This window comes from Flammeovirga kamogawensis, assembly GCF_018736065.1.
Taxonomy (GTDB): Bacteria; Bacteroidota; Bacteroidia; order Cytophagales; family Flammeovirgaceae; genus Flammeovirga; species Flammeovirga kamogawensis.
In genome coordinates, this window is record NZ_CP076129.1 from 1,060,786 (window position 1) to 1,077,027 (window position 16,242).

15 protein-coding genes are annotated in these 16,242 nt (G+C 30.3%); 3 read left to right on the plus strand and 12 right to left on the minus strand.

Annotation, left to right across the window (positions count from 1 at the left end; all coding sequences use genetic code 11):
- The gene (truA, locus tag KM029_RS22590) at positions 1 to 792 is read right to left on the minus strand and encodes a tRNA pseudouridine(38-40) synthase TruA (RefSeq protein ID WP_144076073.1); all 792 of its coding nucleotides are present in this window, start codon (positions 790 to 792) and stop codon (positions 1 to 3) included.
- 142 nt (positions 793 to 934) lie between these two features.
- Between truA and KM029_RS22595 the strand changes: the two genes are divergently transcribed.
- Positions 935 to 1,420, plus strand: coding sequence for a GtrA family protein (locus KM029_RS22595; RefSeq protein ID WP_144076074.1), 486 nt, complete (start codon positions 935 to 937; stop codon positions 1,418 to 1,420).
- 4 nt (positions 1,421 to 1,424) lie between these two features.
- Here KM029_RS22595 and corA read toward each other — a convergent pair whose 3' ends face one another.
- The 11 genes from corA to KM029_RS22650 form a co-directional block, all read right to left on the minus strand.
- Positions 1,425 to 2,486 carry a magnesium/cobalt transporter CorA gene (corA, locus tag KM029_RS22600; protein WP_144076075.1) on the minus strand — a complete coding sequence of 354 codons (1,062 nt, stop codon included), beginning with the start codon at positions 2,484 to 2,486 and terminating at the stop codon, positions 1,425 to 1,427.
- Between the two features lie 6 nt (positions 2,487 to 2,492).
- Positions 2,493 to 3,038 carry a DUF3592 domain-containing protein gene (locus KM029_RS22605; protein ID WP_144076076.1) on the minus strand — a complete coding sequence of 182 codons (546 nt, stop codon included), beginning with the start codon at positions 3,036 to 3,038 and terminating at the stop codon, positions 2,493 to 2,495.
- Positions 3,035 to 3,529 (minus strand): GNAT family N-acetyltransferase, encoded by a 495-nt coding sequence (locus KM029_RS22610; protein WP_144076077.1) that lies wholly within the window; start codon positions 3,527 to 3,529, stop codon positions 3,035 to 3,037. The genes KM029_RS22605 and KM029_RS22610 overlap by 4 nt, the downstream gene beginning before the upstream one ends.
- A gap of 90 nt (positions 3,530 to 3,619) precedes the next feature.
- The gene (locus KM029_RS22615; RefSeq protein WP_144076078.1) at positions 3,620 to 4,276 is read right to left on the minus strand and encodes a T9SS type A sorting domain-containing protein; all 657 of its coding nucleotides are present in this window, start codon (positions 4,274 to 4,276) and stop codon (positions 3,620 to 3,622) included.
- 24 nt (positions 4,277 to 4,300) lie between these two features.
- Positions 4,301 to 5,812 carry an SUMF1/EgtB/PvdO family nonheme iron enzyme gene (locus KM029_RS22620; RefSeq protein WP_158631190.1) on the minus strand — a complete coding sequence of 504 codons (1,512 nt, stop codon included), beginning with the start codon at positions 5,810 to 5,812 and terminating at the stop codon, positions 4,301 to 4,303.
- A 608-nt stretch (positions 5,813 to 6,420) separates the two neighbouring features.
- Complete coding sequence (locus tag KM029_RS22625) at positions 6,421 to 6,807, minus strand: DUF3037 domain-containing protein (protein ID WP_144076080.1); 387 nt, start codon at positions 6,805 to 6,807, stop codon at positions 6,421 to 6,423.
- Entirely contained in the window at positions 6,797 to 7,546 is a 750-nt protein-coding gene (locus tag KM029_RS22630; RefSeq protein ID WP_240050355.1) for a HipA family kinase, read from the minus strand. Before KM029_RS22630 ends, KM029_RS22625 begins: the two co-directional genes overlap by 11 nt.
- A 110-nt stretch (positions 7,547 to 7,656) precedes the next feature.
- Positions 7,657 to 8,184 (minus strand): GNAT family N-acetyltransferase, encoded by a 528-nt coding sequence (locus KM029_RS22635; RefSeq protein ID WP_144076082.1) that lies wholly within the window; start codon positions 8,182 to 8,184, stop codon positions 7,657 to 7,659.
- A 162-nt stretch (positions 8,185 to 8,346) separates the two neighbouring features.
- Positions 8,347 to 9,828, minus strand: coding sequence for a hypothetical protein (locus tag KM029_RS22640; RefSeq protein WP_144076083.1), 1,482 nt, complete (start codon positions 9,826 to 9,828; stop codon positions 8,347 to 8,349).
- A 191-nt stretch (positions 9,829 to 10,019) separates the two neighbouring features.
- Positions 10,020 to 11,798: a glycoside hydrolase family 9 protein gene (locus KM029_RS22645; RefSeq protein WP_144076084.1), complete on the minus strand. Its 1,779-nt coding sequence runs from the start codon at positions 11,796 to 11,798 to the stop codon at positions 10,020 to 10,022.
- Between the two features lie 547 nt (positions 11,799 to 12,345).
- Entirely contained in the window at positions 12,346 to 13,029 is a 684-nt protein-coding gene (locus KM029_RS22650; protein WP_144076085.1) for a protein phosphatase 2C domain-containing protein, read from the minus strand.
- A gap of 321 nt (positions 13,030 to 13,350) precedes the next feature.
- On the opposite strand from KM029_RS22650, the gene KM029_RS22655 reads away from it, so the two are divergent.
- Positions 13,351 to 13,908, plus strand: coding sequence for a sigma-70 family RNA polymerase sigma factor (locus KM029_RS22655; RefSeq protein WP_144076086.1), 558 nt, complete (start codon positions 13,351 to 13,353; stop codon positions 13,906 to 13,908).
- Positions 13,909 to 13,911: 3 nt separating this feature from the next.
- Positions 13,912 to 16,227: a serine/threonine-protein kinase gene (locus KM029_RS22660; RefSeq protein WP_144076087.1), complete on the plus strand. Its 2,316-nt coding sequence runs from the start codon at positions 13,912 to 13,914 to the stop codon at positions 16,225 to 16,227.
- Positions 16,228 to 16,242 lie beyond the last annotated feature (15 nt).

A 16,242-nucleotide genomic window follows, 5' to 3' on the forward strand; every position in this document is an offset into this window, starting at 1 on the left:
TTATTGTAATCCTAATTTTAATCCTGCAAGTAAACCGCTTTTTGATTCTATTTTTAAATATGGATATTCTACTTTAGATAAGAATAAACCCGATGGATACGCTGGTGGGGTATCAAGTATTGACACTTTATTTGTAAAAACTTTTTCAAATTCTTCTAAAGAAATTTTACCTTTTCCAACGTACAATAAGTTCGTAACAATTAAACGAATCATTCCTCTTAAAAAGCGATTTGCTGTAATTGTAAACCTCAACCTTTTGGCTTTCTCATCTACAAAAACCTCTGAATGTGTAACGTTACAACGGGTATGTTTATAAAGGTGAGGCTTTTTGCAAACACCAATAAAATCATCAAAAGAAGTTAGCATTTTTGCAGCCTTCTTAACAACATCTATGTCTAAAGCTGTAACATCGTAATTGGAACTAAATTTAGAATTTATGATGTCTTTTTCTGTGTGAATAAAGTAATCGTAAGTACGCATTGTTGCATCAAAACGAACATGCTGATTATCGTTCATAGGAATGACATCATACACTACAATAGCTTCTGGAAGGTTTTTATTGAGTCTAAATTTCAAATCAAAATTTAGAGGCTCTTCTAAGTTGATATGAATAAAATACTGACTAGAATGTACACCAGCATCTGTTCTTCCACATCCGAATACAGTAATATCAGTTTTAAAAATTGATTTCAATCTATCTTCTATAGTTCCTTGTACAGAAACTACATTTGGTTGGAATTGCCATCCTCGATAGTTTGTACCATCGTAGGCTAAATGTATAAAATAGCGCATGTTAAGAGTTTATATCAATTACTTAGAGTCAGCGAAAGTAAAGTTTTTAAATGATTAAACACTGATAAAATCGTTAAGAAACGTATATTATTTAGTATCAAGAGAGAATTAGCTTATATATTGCATTGTTAATTCAAATAATATGAGAAATTTTTTAATCAAACTTATAGACTTCTTTTATCCACCTTTTAAAAAAGTAATGCCCTTACAAACATTTAGATATGCTGTATGTGGGGGAGGGAACCTTGCTTTGGATATTATTCTCTATTTTTTGGTATTTCACTTTGTAGTTGATGAACACAACCTTGATCTTGGTTTTATTGATATAAGTGGGCACATAGCAGCTTTATTTATTGTATTCCCAATTACTTTTACCACAGGTTTTTTGCTCCAGAAATATATTACTTTTCAACTATCAGATGTTAAAAGTCATATTCAGTTATTTAGGTACGCTCAGGTTAGTGCCGGTGCTATAATACTTAATTATTTACTTATGAAGTTATTTGTTGATGTATTGCATATCTACCCCACGCCATCTAAGATGCTAACCACAGTTGTTTCTGTAATTTTCAGCTACATATCACAGAGTAGATATACATTTAAGGTAAATGCAAAGAAAAAAAAGTGAGTGTTTACAACCACTTCTTTCTCCTAAAATAATTCATCATAAAAATGGTTATAACAAGCATAGTTACCCACATAAAGTGATAAGAATACTCATAATGTAACTCGGGTATGTTATCGAAGTTTGTTCCATAAATACCTGCAATAAAAGTAAGAGGAATAAAGATTACTGAAAACATCGTTAAAGTCATCATCACATTATTTAGTTTAGAACTAACAGTAGTGTGATAAATATTTAACAAGTCTGATAGAATCTCTCTATAACTATCAGAAATCTCATTTACCTGTTTTATATTATTTAAGAGCTCTTTAAAATGTAATTCATTTTCTTCAGAAACATATTCTAAATCCTTTTTGGTAAGTGTTAGAATAATTTCTACTGCAGGTTTTATATTTCTTCGGATGGTGTTTAACTCCCTTTTATAAAAATTAATAAGGTCTAATGTAGAACTCTTTGGGTTGGCTAATAGAATGTCTTCAAGATCTTCAATCTTATCGCCTAATACACTTAATAAATAAATATAATTATCAATTACTAAATCTAAAATTGTAAACAGTAAATAGTCTGCACCAGCATTTACAAGGCTCTTTTTACTTTTTTCTAATCGTTTAATTATAGGTGTAAAAAAGTCTGTAGGTTGCTCTTCAAAAGTAAATACAGCATTATTAGTTGTTACAATACTAAGGTTATTAATTTCAACTCGTTTCTCTTCCGCATCATAATGTAATAACTTTATAGAAACAAAAAGAGATCTTTCATGTTCCTGAATTTTTGGGCGAGCTTCTGTATTTAAAACATCTGAAAGAACAATAGGATTAATATCCATAGACTTTAATTCTTCTATGATCTTAGTATCATGAAGTCCAATAACATTCACCCACGTAACAGATCTATTATCTATAAATGGTTCTATTTCATGAACTCTTTTAAGCTCTTTTTTAATGAAACTAGTAGGTGTATAATCAAATAGACTTATAGTTACATGTTCACTTTTACGTTCTCCTCTAAAAACTATTTCATCAGGCGAAAGCCCTACATTTTCATCTTTATTATATAGCGGTTCTGACATATTATTCTAGTATTCTCCTTTTATTAAAAAGTAAGTGATATGTTTTTTGGGGTTTTCTGGGTAATACCTTAATTGAAGTTCAGCACCTTCTACATAACTATCATAGATGGGCTTATTTACAATTTTAGTAACTTCTATAGACTCTCCTTTGGGAGTAAAATATTGATAAGTGACCTCATATACATCAATCATTCCCACACCTTTTTTTCTACGTGACTGTCCTTTATGAGTAACTTCTGCAGTAATATCTACTCCTGAAGAAGTTAATAATTGATTCCCCAAAGTAGAAAAATAACTACTTCCTTTTAAAACCACAGGCACAGTACTAAAAATAAGAAAGATTAATATTACCATCTGTATTTTTGATGGCTTTTTAGTCTTATCCCAAAAGTAAATTAGAGTTCCATAAGAACCTATGATTGCTAAGTTTAGTAAGAAGGGTAATAAAGTTACATTATCTATTGCAAAATTAACGGGTGGATTTAACCATGTAAAACAAACAAGCACCATTATTACAATAAACTGAATTATCAGCATTATTTTTTTACTCATCTTATTATTTTTTGATAATCTACAACATCTAATACTCTACCAAACTTTTCTCCAACTTGTTTAAAGTGAGCACACTTTTCATACCCACACTTCTCAAACAATCGAATACTTTCTGTATTTTCACCTGTAATGCAAGCAATTAAAACACTAATTCCAACAGATTTTGCTATTTCTTCTAAAGCATTTATAACTCCAAAGGCAATACCTTTTCCTGTACTCTCTGGTTTTAAATAAATTGTAATTTCAGCGGTGCGATCGTAAGCAGCTCTTGTTTTAAAAGCACCAATATAGCAATATCCACAAATGTTACCTTCACTATAAATTAAGAAAGATTGATATTTGGGATGATTTAAAGGGACAGTAGACTTTAACTCTTCTATTGAAATTAAATCCAAGTGAAAGGTTGCTGTGGTATTTTCTATGTAATAATCATAGATCTCTTTTACAATTGAATAGTCTGTATTTTTAAGTTTCTCTAGTTGAAAAATCATAATAAATAAAAAAAGTCAACATTAAAATACAAGATATAACAATCTAGTATTAAATGCTGACTTAATTTCTAATCAATCTATTTTCGGGTTTTACTCCTTAATTATACTCTTAGATAACTTTCTAGTTTTAATAAAATACATGCCATTAGGAAACTGACTTAAATTAATTGTCACTGTGTTAGTATTCTCTATTTTTTGTGACAATACTATTTGTTGTCCGTTAGCATCAAAAACTTTTAATGTTGATAATTCTATTTCGTCTCCTGTAACTGTAAAAGTATTTACAAAAGGGTTTGGATACGTAAACAGTGATAGTACCGTTTCAGCTTCTCCATTTTGATATACTAATACAGAAGAAAAGCTTTCATTTTTATCAAAATCTACTTGATGTAGACGATAATAAGATTTTCCATTGAAAGGAGAATCATCTGTAAAGTTATATGTTAATTTTACTGCTGAATTTCCAGCACCTTCTATCTCTGTAATTGTTTCCCAATGTTTTCCATCAGAAGATTTTTGTACTTCAAAATAATCATTATTTAATTCTGATGATGTTTCCCATTTTAGTGTAACACTACCATCCTGATTTCCACTTAAAGTGAAAAAACTTAGCGTAATTGGTAAATCAAAACTTACAGATGCAGCTGTTTCTCCAAAATGAGTCCCTCCTCCATCTCCACCTTGGTATTGAGCAAAAGATGAAGTAATAGTGATAATATATAAAAGAGTTGTGATATATTTTAACATAGTAGCCTGTGTTGAGTTGAATTATTAATTAGCTGTTCTTCCTGCTCTACCCGAAACATAATTTGAACGGATTGAAAAAGTTTTTGAAGCACTAAACCTATTTGAAGTTCTCATTAATGTTCCATTTTCTTTAAATGAAGTTCCTCTAAGACCTGTACCTACGGCGTCAGTTCCTGGCCAGTTTAGAACATCGGCATTACCATCTGTATCTATCTCTCCATTACCATGTAAACCTGTAAAACTTCTACCTGTAGTATTTCCTACAGTAATCCAAAGCTCTCTCATATTACCTGCAATATTCATGATCCCATAATACGTAGCACCACTAGAGACTCTATTGCTATTTGCATAAGAAGCATATGCTCCTACTCTTAATACATTACCATCCTCATCTCCACTAACTGTTTCATAATTTGCATTACCTATTGTTGTATTTGATGTATCAATAATTGACTCGTCAATAGCTTCTGAATCACTATCTAAGCTATTGATTAAGTCTATTACATTAGAATAATAAACCTCTGAAGAAACTTGATTTGTTCCCCAAGGAAATTCACCTGCAACTGGTGTTGCTGTCCCTCTACAAAGTTTCTCGAATTCTAATTCTGTGATAGGTCTTAAAGCTGCCCAATCAAAATAAGCAACTAAATCTGCCCATTGTAATCTTCCATAAGGAACATGTGGAACATTTGAATGTAACTCCCCATCAACAACAGAAATATCATTTCTTGTAGATGGTTTGTTATAATCATCTTCTAATCTATTTACTTTTTGTTGCTCAGTTAATGTATTAATAAAATTTACATATTCACCTTGTGTTACTTCATATTTCATGCAATAGAATGCTGAAAAACCTTTAGGGAAATTTGAAGGTACAGTTACTGTTGTACCCACAATTGCATCGCCTCTATCTGTATTTCCATCATTATCATAGAATAAGCTGTCTTTTGTCGATTCAATATTAATTGTATTTTCTGAAAGTACTTGATATGTATCAGAAGTATTAGTCCCCTCATCATATTTATAAAAATGAGCCGTTTCTTTTCCTCCAGAACCTAAGTGAAAAGAAGCCGTAGGAACATAAACCATTTCTATAGCGAATACGCGAATATTTAGTTCATCATTACTTGTTATCCCATCTTCTTCATAATCCCAAGTCATACTTACATTATAAGATACATCTCCATTTAAATCTAGAGACCCATCACTATATATAAACATACCGTGACCATACCCAGTACCTGAATCATTATTAATATCAAGTTTTGGGTTTGGATAAGAACTATCTCCATCCTCTACACTATTTGCTAAAGCAGAAGTATTAATAGAAAGATGCCCCCATTTACCTGTAGATTCGTTTTGGTATTTTAAGAATACCCATGCTGCATCCCAGTTAGAAGGTGAAGTTGTTACTCTCCAAGAGTTTTCCCATGTAATTGTAAAAGAAATATCTGCTGTTTTTGAAGAAGTATCTGGTTCACTTAAAATAACATTCGTAACTGTTATATTATTTGCATTGCAAATTAAGTCAGTCATTAAAAGACATAAACTTATAAAGAGTAATTTTTTAATATCAAGTAGTCGAAATTTAGTTTTCCATTCCATAGCATTGTGAATAAATAGAATATTTTGAATAATTATAGTAGTAGAGCCTTGACAACAAATGTATACAAAACATAGCCTTCAATACAGCCACTTATTGACTGCTAATAACACTTTATTCTCTTTTATTAGATATGTAGAATTACTACTCATCTTTAAGGTTAGTTGTGCTTTAATAGAGATAAAGAATACAAAAAACACTCGAATTGAATTGTAGAATTGATGTCATAAGTAATATTGTCTACAAAAAAATAGGTAAGAGAAATAACCTGTAGCGGTTATATTTATCGATAATCAAAATTAGAAAAGCTCTATTTAAATTATTAGCAGAATTTCTGATAATAATTTCATTTATAGGTTTATTATTTAGCCAATGAAAAATATGCTATTTTAAAAAAAATCTGTGCTAAATATAAGCTAACAAACTATTAAACAACAGATTACATAAAAAGCAATTACTTTAAAAAGTGATTAAACAAAAAAACACCTTAAAAAGGTGTAGTCTGTTACTCTTAAAAAGCATAGTAGATCAACTTTATAAATTAGCCAATATACTTATTAAATAAGTGTTCTAGTATTTCTTCTGGAGGATGAATGCATAACCCAGGATGTACTTTAGAGCTTTGTATTAATGTACTCCTTGTTGCTGTTAGCCATCTAAATCTATTTGGTAAATCTTGTTCGCCAATTACACCGCCTTTTGTTCCACCTTCACAAATCAACTTCCAAGTCTGTAGATAAGTTTCTAATTGCTTCTGATCTATTTCAACATCAAAAGCATCTAATTTTTTTTGAACAACTTTGTATTTTAAATCAAGATATTTTAGTCCTTTACAGAATAAAATTACTCCTACATTTATAAATTCTTCCCTTTCTACTTTTGGAACAAAGCGAATTACTGCATACTCATATACTTGCTTATCTTGCATTTTTTGCCTCTTTTGTAAGTTGGTCTAAATTAGCAATTCTCGTATTCAAAAATTGTTTGTAAACGGTTCTTCTTTCCTCTGGGGCTGCATCTATACCTTTGGCAGACAACCAATCTTCGGGCAACAAATTTACGATTCCATTTATAACTTCTTCAGTTAATTCTGATTTTAATAAAGTACAGGCTTCATCTAGTTTAGTTGCTTTCTTTAATAAGACATGGTCTTTTATCATAGGAAATGTTCTTTTAGAATGATCTTCCCATCCATCCCAAGAGTGATGAAAATACAAACTTGCTCCATGATCTATCACCCATAGTGCTTTATTCCAATTAAGAAGGTTAGTGTTTCTATGTGTTCTATCAATGTTTGTGATGATACTGTCTAACAATACAACTTTTGAGGCTGCCAGAGGCTCAGCAATAGACACAAGAGGATCATAAGTAATTGCTCCGCTTAAATAGCTCATTCCTAAATTTAAACCTTCTGAAAACTTTAATAGATCTTGAATTTCCTCATCTCCTTCTGATTTACTAAAAGTATCTACCAAATGTATAAACACTAATTCTGGCATATTTAAACCAATCTGACGAGCCATTTCTCCTCCAAGAAGTTCTGCAATTAATGCTTTTACTCCTTGGCCTGCCCCCCTAAATTTTATGACATACTCAAAACCGTCATCACATTCCACTATTGCAGGTAGAGAACCTCCTTCACGTAATGGTGTAATATATCGTGTCATATTGACTGTACGAATATCTGTGTTATACATTTAAATTATGTTTCGATGTTATTGTTAAATCTCTTCAAGCTAAAGAATATTACTTGCAGATTAAAGTAGGTAGGATAATTTTATGAATAATTATCTAAAAAAATAGCATAATGAATTTCATTCAAATATTCATCATTTTTATATACTGCCTTTCTAAGTATGCCTTCTACTTTAAACCCAGATTTCTCCAAAACCTTTTGTGAGGCTATGTTTTTATCAAAGACCAAGGCATTTATTTTTATAAAGTCAAGATATTTAAAACTATAATCAATCATCATTTTTACTGCAGCAGAAGCTATACCTCTATTCCAATACTCTTCTCCAATAAAATAACCTAATGTTGCCCCTTTTCTATATACATCCTGACCATGCATCAACTCGATATTACCTACATATTCACCTTTATATTCAATACCAAAAACTGTTGCAAGTTTTGTTGTTTTAGCGTTTTCTATAAACCTGTGTGCATGCTTAAATGTAAATGGTATAGGAAATCTATCTAATAAGTTTTTAGTAATATTCTTATTATTCACTAAATCCATCATACGGCTGCAATCCGAAAATTCTAGTTTCCGTAATGTAACTTTTTTTACGTTTACAAGGTTCATATTTACATAGGCTAATTATTTACTAAAATAAGCTATTTGAAATAATAAGAGGTATTTATTTAGATAATTTAATGTTATCAGCATAATAAAAAACGAATAATATAGCTTTGTCTTTAAAGTATACTATCCGTTTTAATCTAAATTTTTGATTATATCTAAAGGTTAGTTTATAATTATTTTTGCTGTTTTAGTGTTATAACCGTTCGATACTTTTAATAAATTAATTCCTTTAGTGGTTGTAGGTACATTTACTGTAGTCACTACATTCCCTTCAACATCTTTAGAAAGTACCGCTTGTGAAAGTATTTTTCCATTTAAATCATAGAAAATACCAACAACGGGTTCGTTAGCATTTACCCCTGTCATCTCGATAACTAATTGTTCTCCATTTCTAGTTTCTGTTGGATATACAAACACTGTGAACGTAGCGTTATCATTTTCACTAAAAGTTACTACACCAAAATACTCCACAGCATTATCTAGATCATACTGAGCCAGTCTATAGTATTGTCCTTCTTTGTAATCATCTAAAAATTCATAATCCAGTTGAACATTACTATTCCCTGCAGCTTCTACAGAACCCACAACAGTCCAGTTTCTACGATCTGAAGATACTTCTACATCAAAATGACTACTATTTGTTTCTGATGCCGTACTCCATAATAGTAAGTGTCCTTCGGGTGTCTGCTCTCCTTTAAAAAAGAGAAGTGAAACAGGCAGGTCAACATCATCACAAATTGTTGAGTTACTACCAGATGAACAGTCATGACATTCTCCTCCAACATTTATATTACCATCTCCTGTAATATTACTATCACCATTGCAGTTAAATATAAAATCTCCATCAATTTCTACAACACCTTCATCACAAGTATGTAAATCAAAAGTTCCTGTTATATCAAGGTTTCCATGTATTCTTAAGATACCACAAACTTCGAAATAAATTTTACCACCATTAGATGACGTTACAGTCTGATCAATATCCATAATACCCGATTCTTTAATATAGATTTTTGAACCAGAATTATTGGCGGCAGTATTTCCGTTTACTGTCAAATTACCAGATACTTCTACTAAGGCTTGAGAATTATATAATTGTAAATCTTTTCTTACTATTAATTCACCTCCTTCATTAATTGTAATTTTTTGATTAGAATTATTCATTGTTACTTTTCCAATAACAATTACTTTCCCTCCTGCCGTAATTATATTCCCACTCTGACCAAAAACTAGATCATTATTTATGATTAAATTTGAACCACTCTCTGTAGAAATTGTTACTTGTTTCCCAGAAATATTAAAATTAAAAGTACATACACCCTCAGACTTTAAGTTTAATGTAAAAGTATATTTAATTGGTGATAGCGTTAAATTTGGGTGATAATTTCTCAAATCAAAATTTATATTCAGATTATCGTACCCTCCATAACTATCACTTGTTGTTATAATATCATCATCTGTTGGATACCCTTGACTAGAGTCTCCATTTTTTAAAATCCAGTTACCATTATTACTCCAATCAGCATATGATTCAAAGGTTGAATTTGTATTCAAAATAAAGGTACTACTCGCCAAAGTATTCAACGTTGTGGTAAAGAATAGAAAGGCAAATAACACTATATAGTTTAATAAATGTTTGTTCATTATGAATGCGTAGTTAAATAAAAATAGGAAATGATCGTTGGAACAAATTTATTCAAATACAACTCTATAAGACAATACATTAACATAGTTTGAGGAAGAATCATAATAACTAAAAATATCAAAAAAAAACCTTTCAATATAGATTGTACTACATTGAAAGGCTCTTATTAATATTTAGTGAAGTTACATGTCTATTTATCCGCTAAGGGGTCTATTTTATTACCATAATGGCTTTCTAAACCTGCAATCATGTATACAAATGGTGCATTCCAATTTATTGCAATTTCATTGGTAGTAAAACTACATACTACATCTTTATAAGTTGTTGCAGAAAACTCATTGTCATACCCACAATCATCAGAGTTATTATTATTTTGAGGACCTCCAACCAACAGTCCAGGAAGTGGTTCTTTAATTTTATCTGCATCTGATAACCTATGATGTATATGCATTGGGTGCTGTTTTCCAAACCCAGTTAAAAAACACATATCTAAAGGGTTTCTTCCCATTACAAAATCAAAAGCACCTATAGCAGTATCTATATATTCTTTATTATAATTAATAGGAAATGCATTTAAAAGAAACATAGCATGGTTTGCTGCTACAGCATTAGAGCCCCAAACAAAATCATTATTGGTAGCTCCCATTGATGTAGACATTGCTGAACTTTTATATGTTGAAGCAAGTACATCTGCTTTTTTTGTCATCATTCTCTTAAGCAGAAGTAAATCTTTTTGAGCTATTTTGGGCACATCATACTTCAATGTTAGTAGAGAATAAATGGCTAAATACTCTACATTATTCCAAGATGGCACCTTATTATAATTTCCTTTTGACCAATCTACTTTTGTATAATAAGTTTCATCTAAAGTAGTTAAAAACGCCTCTGTATAAGCCCAAATAAACTCATCAGATAAGTTTTTATCATCGTATGCTCCTGTTGTAATTTTAGGAGTGTACTTTTTATTCATTTCCTCCTGATCGTAAATAACAGAAGGGTTCTTTTCTGCCCAGTCTAATGCTTTAATAGCTGCCAATTTATACTCTTCTGCTAAGTTTTCATCAAATTCGGCATACACCCTTGATGCATAAAAAAATACAGCTGCAAAATTTAATGCTGCTGCTGTAGATTTCTGAACAACATATCTTGGCTTTTTCTGAGCTTTTGCTGGCATAACCATTCCATCAAAATTTGCATTTGTCAATTTATGGTATACACCTCCATCTGATGGATCTTGCATTGTAAACATCCAATCTAAATTCCATTTTATATTATCTAAATATATTGGTAAGTGCTTATTGTTTACAGGTATTTTAAGCTCGATTGGTTTTAATATATCAACATAATTTTTATAGGCTAAAAGCAATGTATAAGTTGTAATACCAGAGTTTACAATGTACTTATTATAATCCCCTGCATCGTACCACCCTTTTGGGCTACTAATTGTTGTTTTAGGATCTTGTCCTGGATTAAGTGCAGAGGAATGAATTAGGATTTTATTATCTGGGTGGCCTTCCTCTCTAGCATAAACACCAGCGTATTCCTTCTCTATTGGAGATGAACATCTTTGTAAATAGTAAGCTTCTATACTAGAAACTAAAGATTTTTCACCTAAATCATCTTTTATATTGATGACATCTGAATAACCAATATCTTCAATCCATACAATATACTCACCTGCTTCTTTAAAGCTTGACAGGTCGATCCTTCCATATGTATCTCCAGAAAACTTCCAGGGGGAAATATGGGTAACATCACCTTTTAAAATATCTTTTGATTTATCCGCCGATAAAAGTAAAAATTGTGCAGGCTTATCTGTTTTTACTGTAATAATTTTAGTAGCTGTTCTAAAATAGCCTTCCTGATTAATTAAGATCCTATTTTCCTCTTTGTTACTAGAACATCGTAAAAAAAGTAGGCAAATAATACCTAATACTATTGGAGATAGTTTCATACTTAGTTTGTTCATTTCATGTTTAATTTCCTTAACAATATACAACCTATTTATATAATCTATATTAAGATGAATGTATTAGCTATAGAATTACTGAAAATGAGATAAAATAGGTTTACAGTTTGAACTTTTAAAGATACTTTTTGAACGATTTAGTAAAATCTTGTGAGTATAATTGATCGTTTATATAAACAAAACTAAAACAAAGTAATATACATTTCAGTAGTTCAACTTTATGGGTTACAACTACAATAACTAAATGTTTCGTATCAATATAACATATTTAAAGTATCAATAGAGCATGATTTCAACTAAGATCGTGTTCTTTTTTTACTTGTCATTTTTCGATATTAACATTCAATACAATTAGTTATATCTCGTTCACAATAATATCGAAACGGTGTCCGTTTATTTGCGTTAGTATAATTATAAAAAGAAACAAACCTCGATTTAATTCGAGATTAAGATATAAAGATTAAGAGTAATAGTTAGTTTTTGGGTTATGAAAAAGAGTTAGGGGTTTCTCCTAACTCTTTTTTCGTTTAATAGCTTTTTAAAAATCTTAAATTGAATAGCAAACTATACTTATATCATCCTTATGCGATTCGCTAAAGTATTGTTGAGTCCTTTTATCCAAGAATGTCCTTAATAACTTCTCTGTGGGCAGTCTTTTATTTTTAAAACTTTTGACACCATCAGAGGCTAATATTACTTTTTGATGAAAGGAAAACTCCTTATGAAAGGTATAATTTGTAAACCAATTAGAAAATGTACTTTCTAAGAAATAACATAAAAAGTGGGGTATATTTTGTTGATCAATGATAATCACTTCATCATCAATATTTACCATTCCATCACCAGATACCATAACCCAAGTTTTTTTTGTTTGTGTATTAATTACAGAAATTAATACTGTTGATGCTAACTCTGAATAATCAAGACATAGTTTATTTTTTATTTGGATCAATTGAATAAATAAAGTTCTTGTAATGTATTTCCCTAAAGCATCTAAGCTAATATCATCAATTAATAATTTATCTGTTAAAGATTTCTTTTGTGGTAATTCTAAACAAATTTTCTTCAATAGCTTTTTAATTAATGCAGATGCAAAATAACTATCAACACCTGTTGAACACCCATCCATTACAGCCATCACCGTAAATTTATTGTTTATAGCATACGTATAAAACGCATCTTCATTATGGTTAGAATGAATATCACCTTTTTTATAGACGTGTTGAATCATGCTTTTTATTTTTAGAAGGGAATTAGTAAGTAGTAAACCCTAATTTTTTAGCAATAAAAAAGGGAAACAAGCGTCTCCCTTTTTTCATCATCAAAAATTATAATATCTATCATTAATTACACATTCACTTGGTTCAATACATCATCACTATTTTGAACCTACATTAACTAATATCATAGAAATGAAAATGTCACCACAAAAAATAAATAATTTTATTTTAGGGGTATCATAGTTACTTTGCCCTTATAAAAACATGAAGTTATCAATTAATTTTTTTAGCTTTAATTATATCTACTTATCAACTTTATACAACCTTGTACTATGGATAAAAATGAAGTATCACAATTATTAAATCAGTTAGATTTACCTCAAGCTAAAGAAAAGTTATATCCGTTAGTCTATGATAATTTACATAACATAGCAAATAATCTTTTCAGAAGAGAACGCAGTGGGCATACTTTGCAACCTACCCTATTAGTAAATGAAGCTTATTTAAACCTTGTAGATCAAGATAAAATTAATTGGCAAGGGCGTACACATTTTTTTGCTGTCGGTGCACAAGCTATTCGTCGTATTCTAGTACATCATGCAAGATCAACAAATGCACAAAAAAGGGGTTCTGGTGCACATAAATTAGAATTAGAAGAAGGTATTGCATTTGTGCCTGAAAAAGAAGGAATGGTATTAGATATACATGAAGGATTAGAACAACTTGCTTTAGTACACGAACGACAAGCACAAGTAGTTGAACTCAAATTTTTTGGTGGATTAAAAATGCAAGAAATAGCTGATGAACTTGGAGTATCTATCAAAACTATAGAAGTTGACTGGAAAGTGGCTAAGGCTTGGTTAAAAAAGTTTATGAAAACAGATATATAATTCATGGATAAAAAGCTACATCAGCAAGCCTCTGAAATTTTGGCTAAGGTTTTAGAATTACCAAAAAACAAAGCTCTTGAATATATAAAAGATGCTTGCAGAAATAATGAGTTTTTGTATAATGAAGTTATCGGATTATATAACGAGTTTACAGAAGTAAATATAAACACAAATAACACTGTTAAAAAAAAGGAAGTTAAACAACACTTCATCTTTACAAATAAACAAGCTGATAAAAGTAGTTTTATAAATACATTAAGAGTTCGTCTATTTACAAAAAAACGTTCTAGATTACTTCTTATTTGTACTGTTTTAATTTGCCTACTAGGACTCGGGTATTCTTTAAGGCAAGAAGTTTATTCTACAATAATTGCTTCTGAATTAGAAGAGAAAATTGCTCAAAATGAAACAACTGCTGTAATACTTAATGATTGGGTATCTACTGAAAAAGATAAATTAGAAAGGTTTGCAAAAACAGAGATAATTAGAAATCTTGGAAAAAAATTAGAGCAATTAGAAAAAAAGAATCTCTCTATTAAAGAATACAATAAGGTGGTAATTCCTTTATCCGATCAGATTCTTAGAATACAAGATGTTTACCAAATGGAGGCTATTGGTATTATTAGTAAAAACACTCCTAAGGTATTACTCAATAGTTATCATGCTAAGCAAGGTTTTGCTTCTGATTTTAATTTTGAACAATTAGGAGACGCATTTTATACTCCTCATATAAAAGCTAAAAGTGGAGAAACTATTTTTATTCCACCAATTCATAATTCTGAATCTTTATTTTCTAAAACGATTTTATATAAAGATGCCGATTGTATTTTCCTAACTCCAATTACAGATACTAATGGAAATGTACTGTGCATTTTATACAGTGCCACTTTTGCTAAAGGTAAATTTTCTAAATTGTTTATTCCTAGTCAGCATGGTCATTCATCAGAAACTTATGCTATTGATAATGACTTTCAGATGATTTCAAAGACTAGGTTTAATGATCAACTTAAAAACACTATACTGATACCTAACACTCCAGATGCTACAAGTATATTCTATATCAATATTAAAAATCCTGGGGAAAACATTATGGCAGGTAATACTCCTGCATTACCCACTTCTGAGTGGCCTTTAACTGAAAGTGCAAAAGCAATTAAACGACATTTAGATCAACCTTCATCTTATAAAAATTCTGGAGTAATTGATCATGTATATAAAAATTATCAAGGAGTAGCTGTTATTGGTGCATGGAAATGGTTAGATAACTTGGGCTTCGGAATTATTTCTGAAGAATACGCAGAGGATTCGTTGGATATTATCCCAAAGTTAGATTTACTTTTTATTATTCTATATATCATTATTGCAGGCTTACTTTTTGTACTTTATAATTCCAACATTACTTTACTTCGTTACAATAAAAAAATTAATCAACTTCATCAATTGGGTCAATATAAACTCTTAGATAAAATTGGTGAGGGTGGTTTTGGTGAGGTATATAAAGCAGAGCATGTATTATTAAAAATGCCTGTAGCAATTAAACTTCTAAAGAAAGAAATCTCTAACGATGATAGTATCATGCGTTTTGAAAAAGAAGTAAAGATCACCTCTTCTTTAAAGCATCCCAATACTATAAAAGTATATGATTTTGGTAGGAGCCCTGAAGGCAATTTCTATTATGTAATGGAGTATATTAAAGGTATTACACTCTCTAAAGCTTTAGAAATTCAGCAACCTTTCCCTTTAGAAAGAGTTATTCATGTACTCTTACAGGTTTGTTACAGCTTACAAGAAGCACATAAAAATAACCTTGTACATAGAGATTTAAAACCTTTAAATATTCTACTCTCTCAACAAGGAGGTGCTTATGACCAAGTAAAATTGTTAGACTTTGGATTAGTAAAAAACCTGGAAAACCAAGATGAAGAAGTTACACAAATGCACAAAATTGGAGGAACACCAATGTTTATGGCTCCCGAAAGGTTAAGAGATCCGCTTAACAGTGACACCAAAGTTGATATTTATGCTTTAGGTGCTCTAGGATTATATATGTTAAGTGGAAAATTTTTAGTAGAACTAATTTCTCAGAAAGTAATGTCTGGAGAAGAAACCATACAGGGTAACTTTAGAGATATGCTAATTGATAGAAATGATGTACCAGATGATTTAAAAGAAATTCTACTAAAATGTATCCGTTTTGATCCATCTAAAAGGTTACAAACTGTTGATACTCTAATTGCTGTTTTAGAAGTACAAAATAAACTTCATCCTTGGAATCGAGAAGATGCTAAAGCTTGGTGGAAAACATATGATGTTTATTAAAAAAACGGTCATTTA

Excerpts from the sequence above, each read along its gene's own strand:
- truA (WP_144076073.1), bottom strand. The coding sequence starts at position 792 with ATGCGCTATTTTATACATTTAGCCTACGATGGTACAAACTATCGAGGA.
- KM029_RS22595 (WP_144076074.1), top strand. The coding sequence starts at position 935 with ATGAGAAATTTTTTAATCAAACTTATAGACTTCTTTTATCCACCTTTT.
- corA (WP_144076075.1), bottom strand. The coding sequence starts at position 2,486 with ATGTCAGAACCGCTATATAATAAAGATGAAAATGTAGGGCTTTCGCCT.
- KM029_RS22605 (WP_144076076.1), bottom strand. The coding sequence starts at position 3,038 with ATGAGTAAAAAAATAATGCTGATAATTCAGTTTATTGTAATAATGGTG.
- KM029_RS22610 (WP_144076077.1), bottom strand. The coding sequence starts at position 3,529 with ATGATTTTTCAACTAGAGAAACTTAAAAATACAGACTATTCAATTGTA.
- KM029_RS22615 (WP_144076078.1), bottom strand. The coding sequence starts at position 4,276 with ATGTTAAAATATATCACAACTCTTTTATATATTATCACTATTACTTCA.
- KM029_RS22620 (WP_158631190.1), bottom strand. The coding sequence starts at position 5,812 with ATGACTGACTTAATTTGCAATGCAAATAATATAACAGTTACGAATGTT.
- KM029_RS22625 (WP_144076080.1), bottom strand. The coding sequence starts at position 6,807 with ATGCAAGATAAGCAAGTATATGAGTATGCAGTAATTCGCTTTGTTCCA.
- KM029_RS22630 (WP_240050355.1), bottom strand. The coding sequence starts at position 7,546 with ATGACACGATATATTACACCATTACGTGAAGGAGGTTCTCTACCTGCA.
- KM029_RS22635 (WP_144076082.1), bottom strand. The coding sequence starts at position 8,184 with ATGAACCTTGTAAACGTAAAAAAAGTTACATTACGGAAACTAGAATTT.
- KM029_RS22640 (WP_144076083.1), bottom strand. The coding sequence starts at position 9,828 with ATGAACAAACATTTATTAAACTATATAGTGTTATTTGCCTTTCTATTC.
- KM029_RS22645 (WP_144076084.1), bottom strand. The coding sequence starts at position 11,798 with ATGAACAAACTAAGTATGAAACTATCTCCAATAGTATTAGGTATTATT.
- KM029_RS22650 (WP_144076085.1), bottom strand. The coding sequence starts at position 13,029 with ATGATTCAACACGTCTATAAAAAAGGTGATATTCATTCTAACCATAAT.
- KM029_RS22655 (WP_144076086.1), top strand. The coding sequence starts at position 13,351 with ATGGATAAAAATGAAGTATCACAATTATTAAATCAGTTAGATTTACCT.
- KM029_RS22660 (WP_144076087.1), top strand. The coding sequence starts at position 13,912 with ATGGATAAAAAGCTACATCAGCAAGCCTCTGAAATTTTGGCTAAGGTT.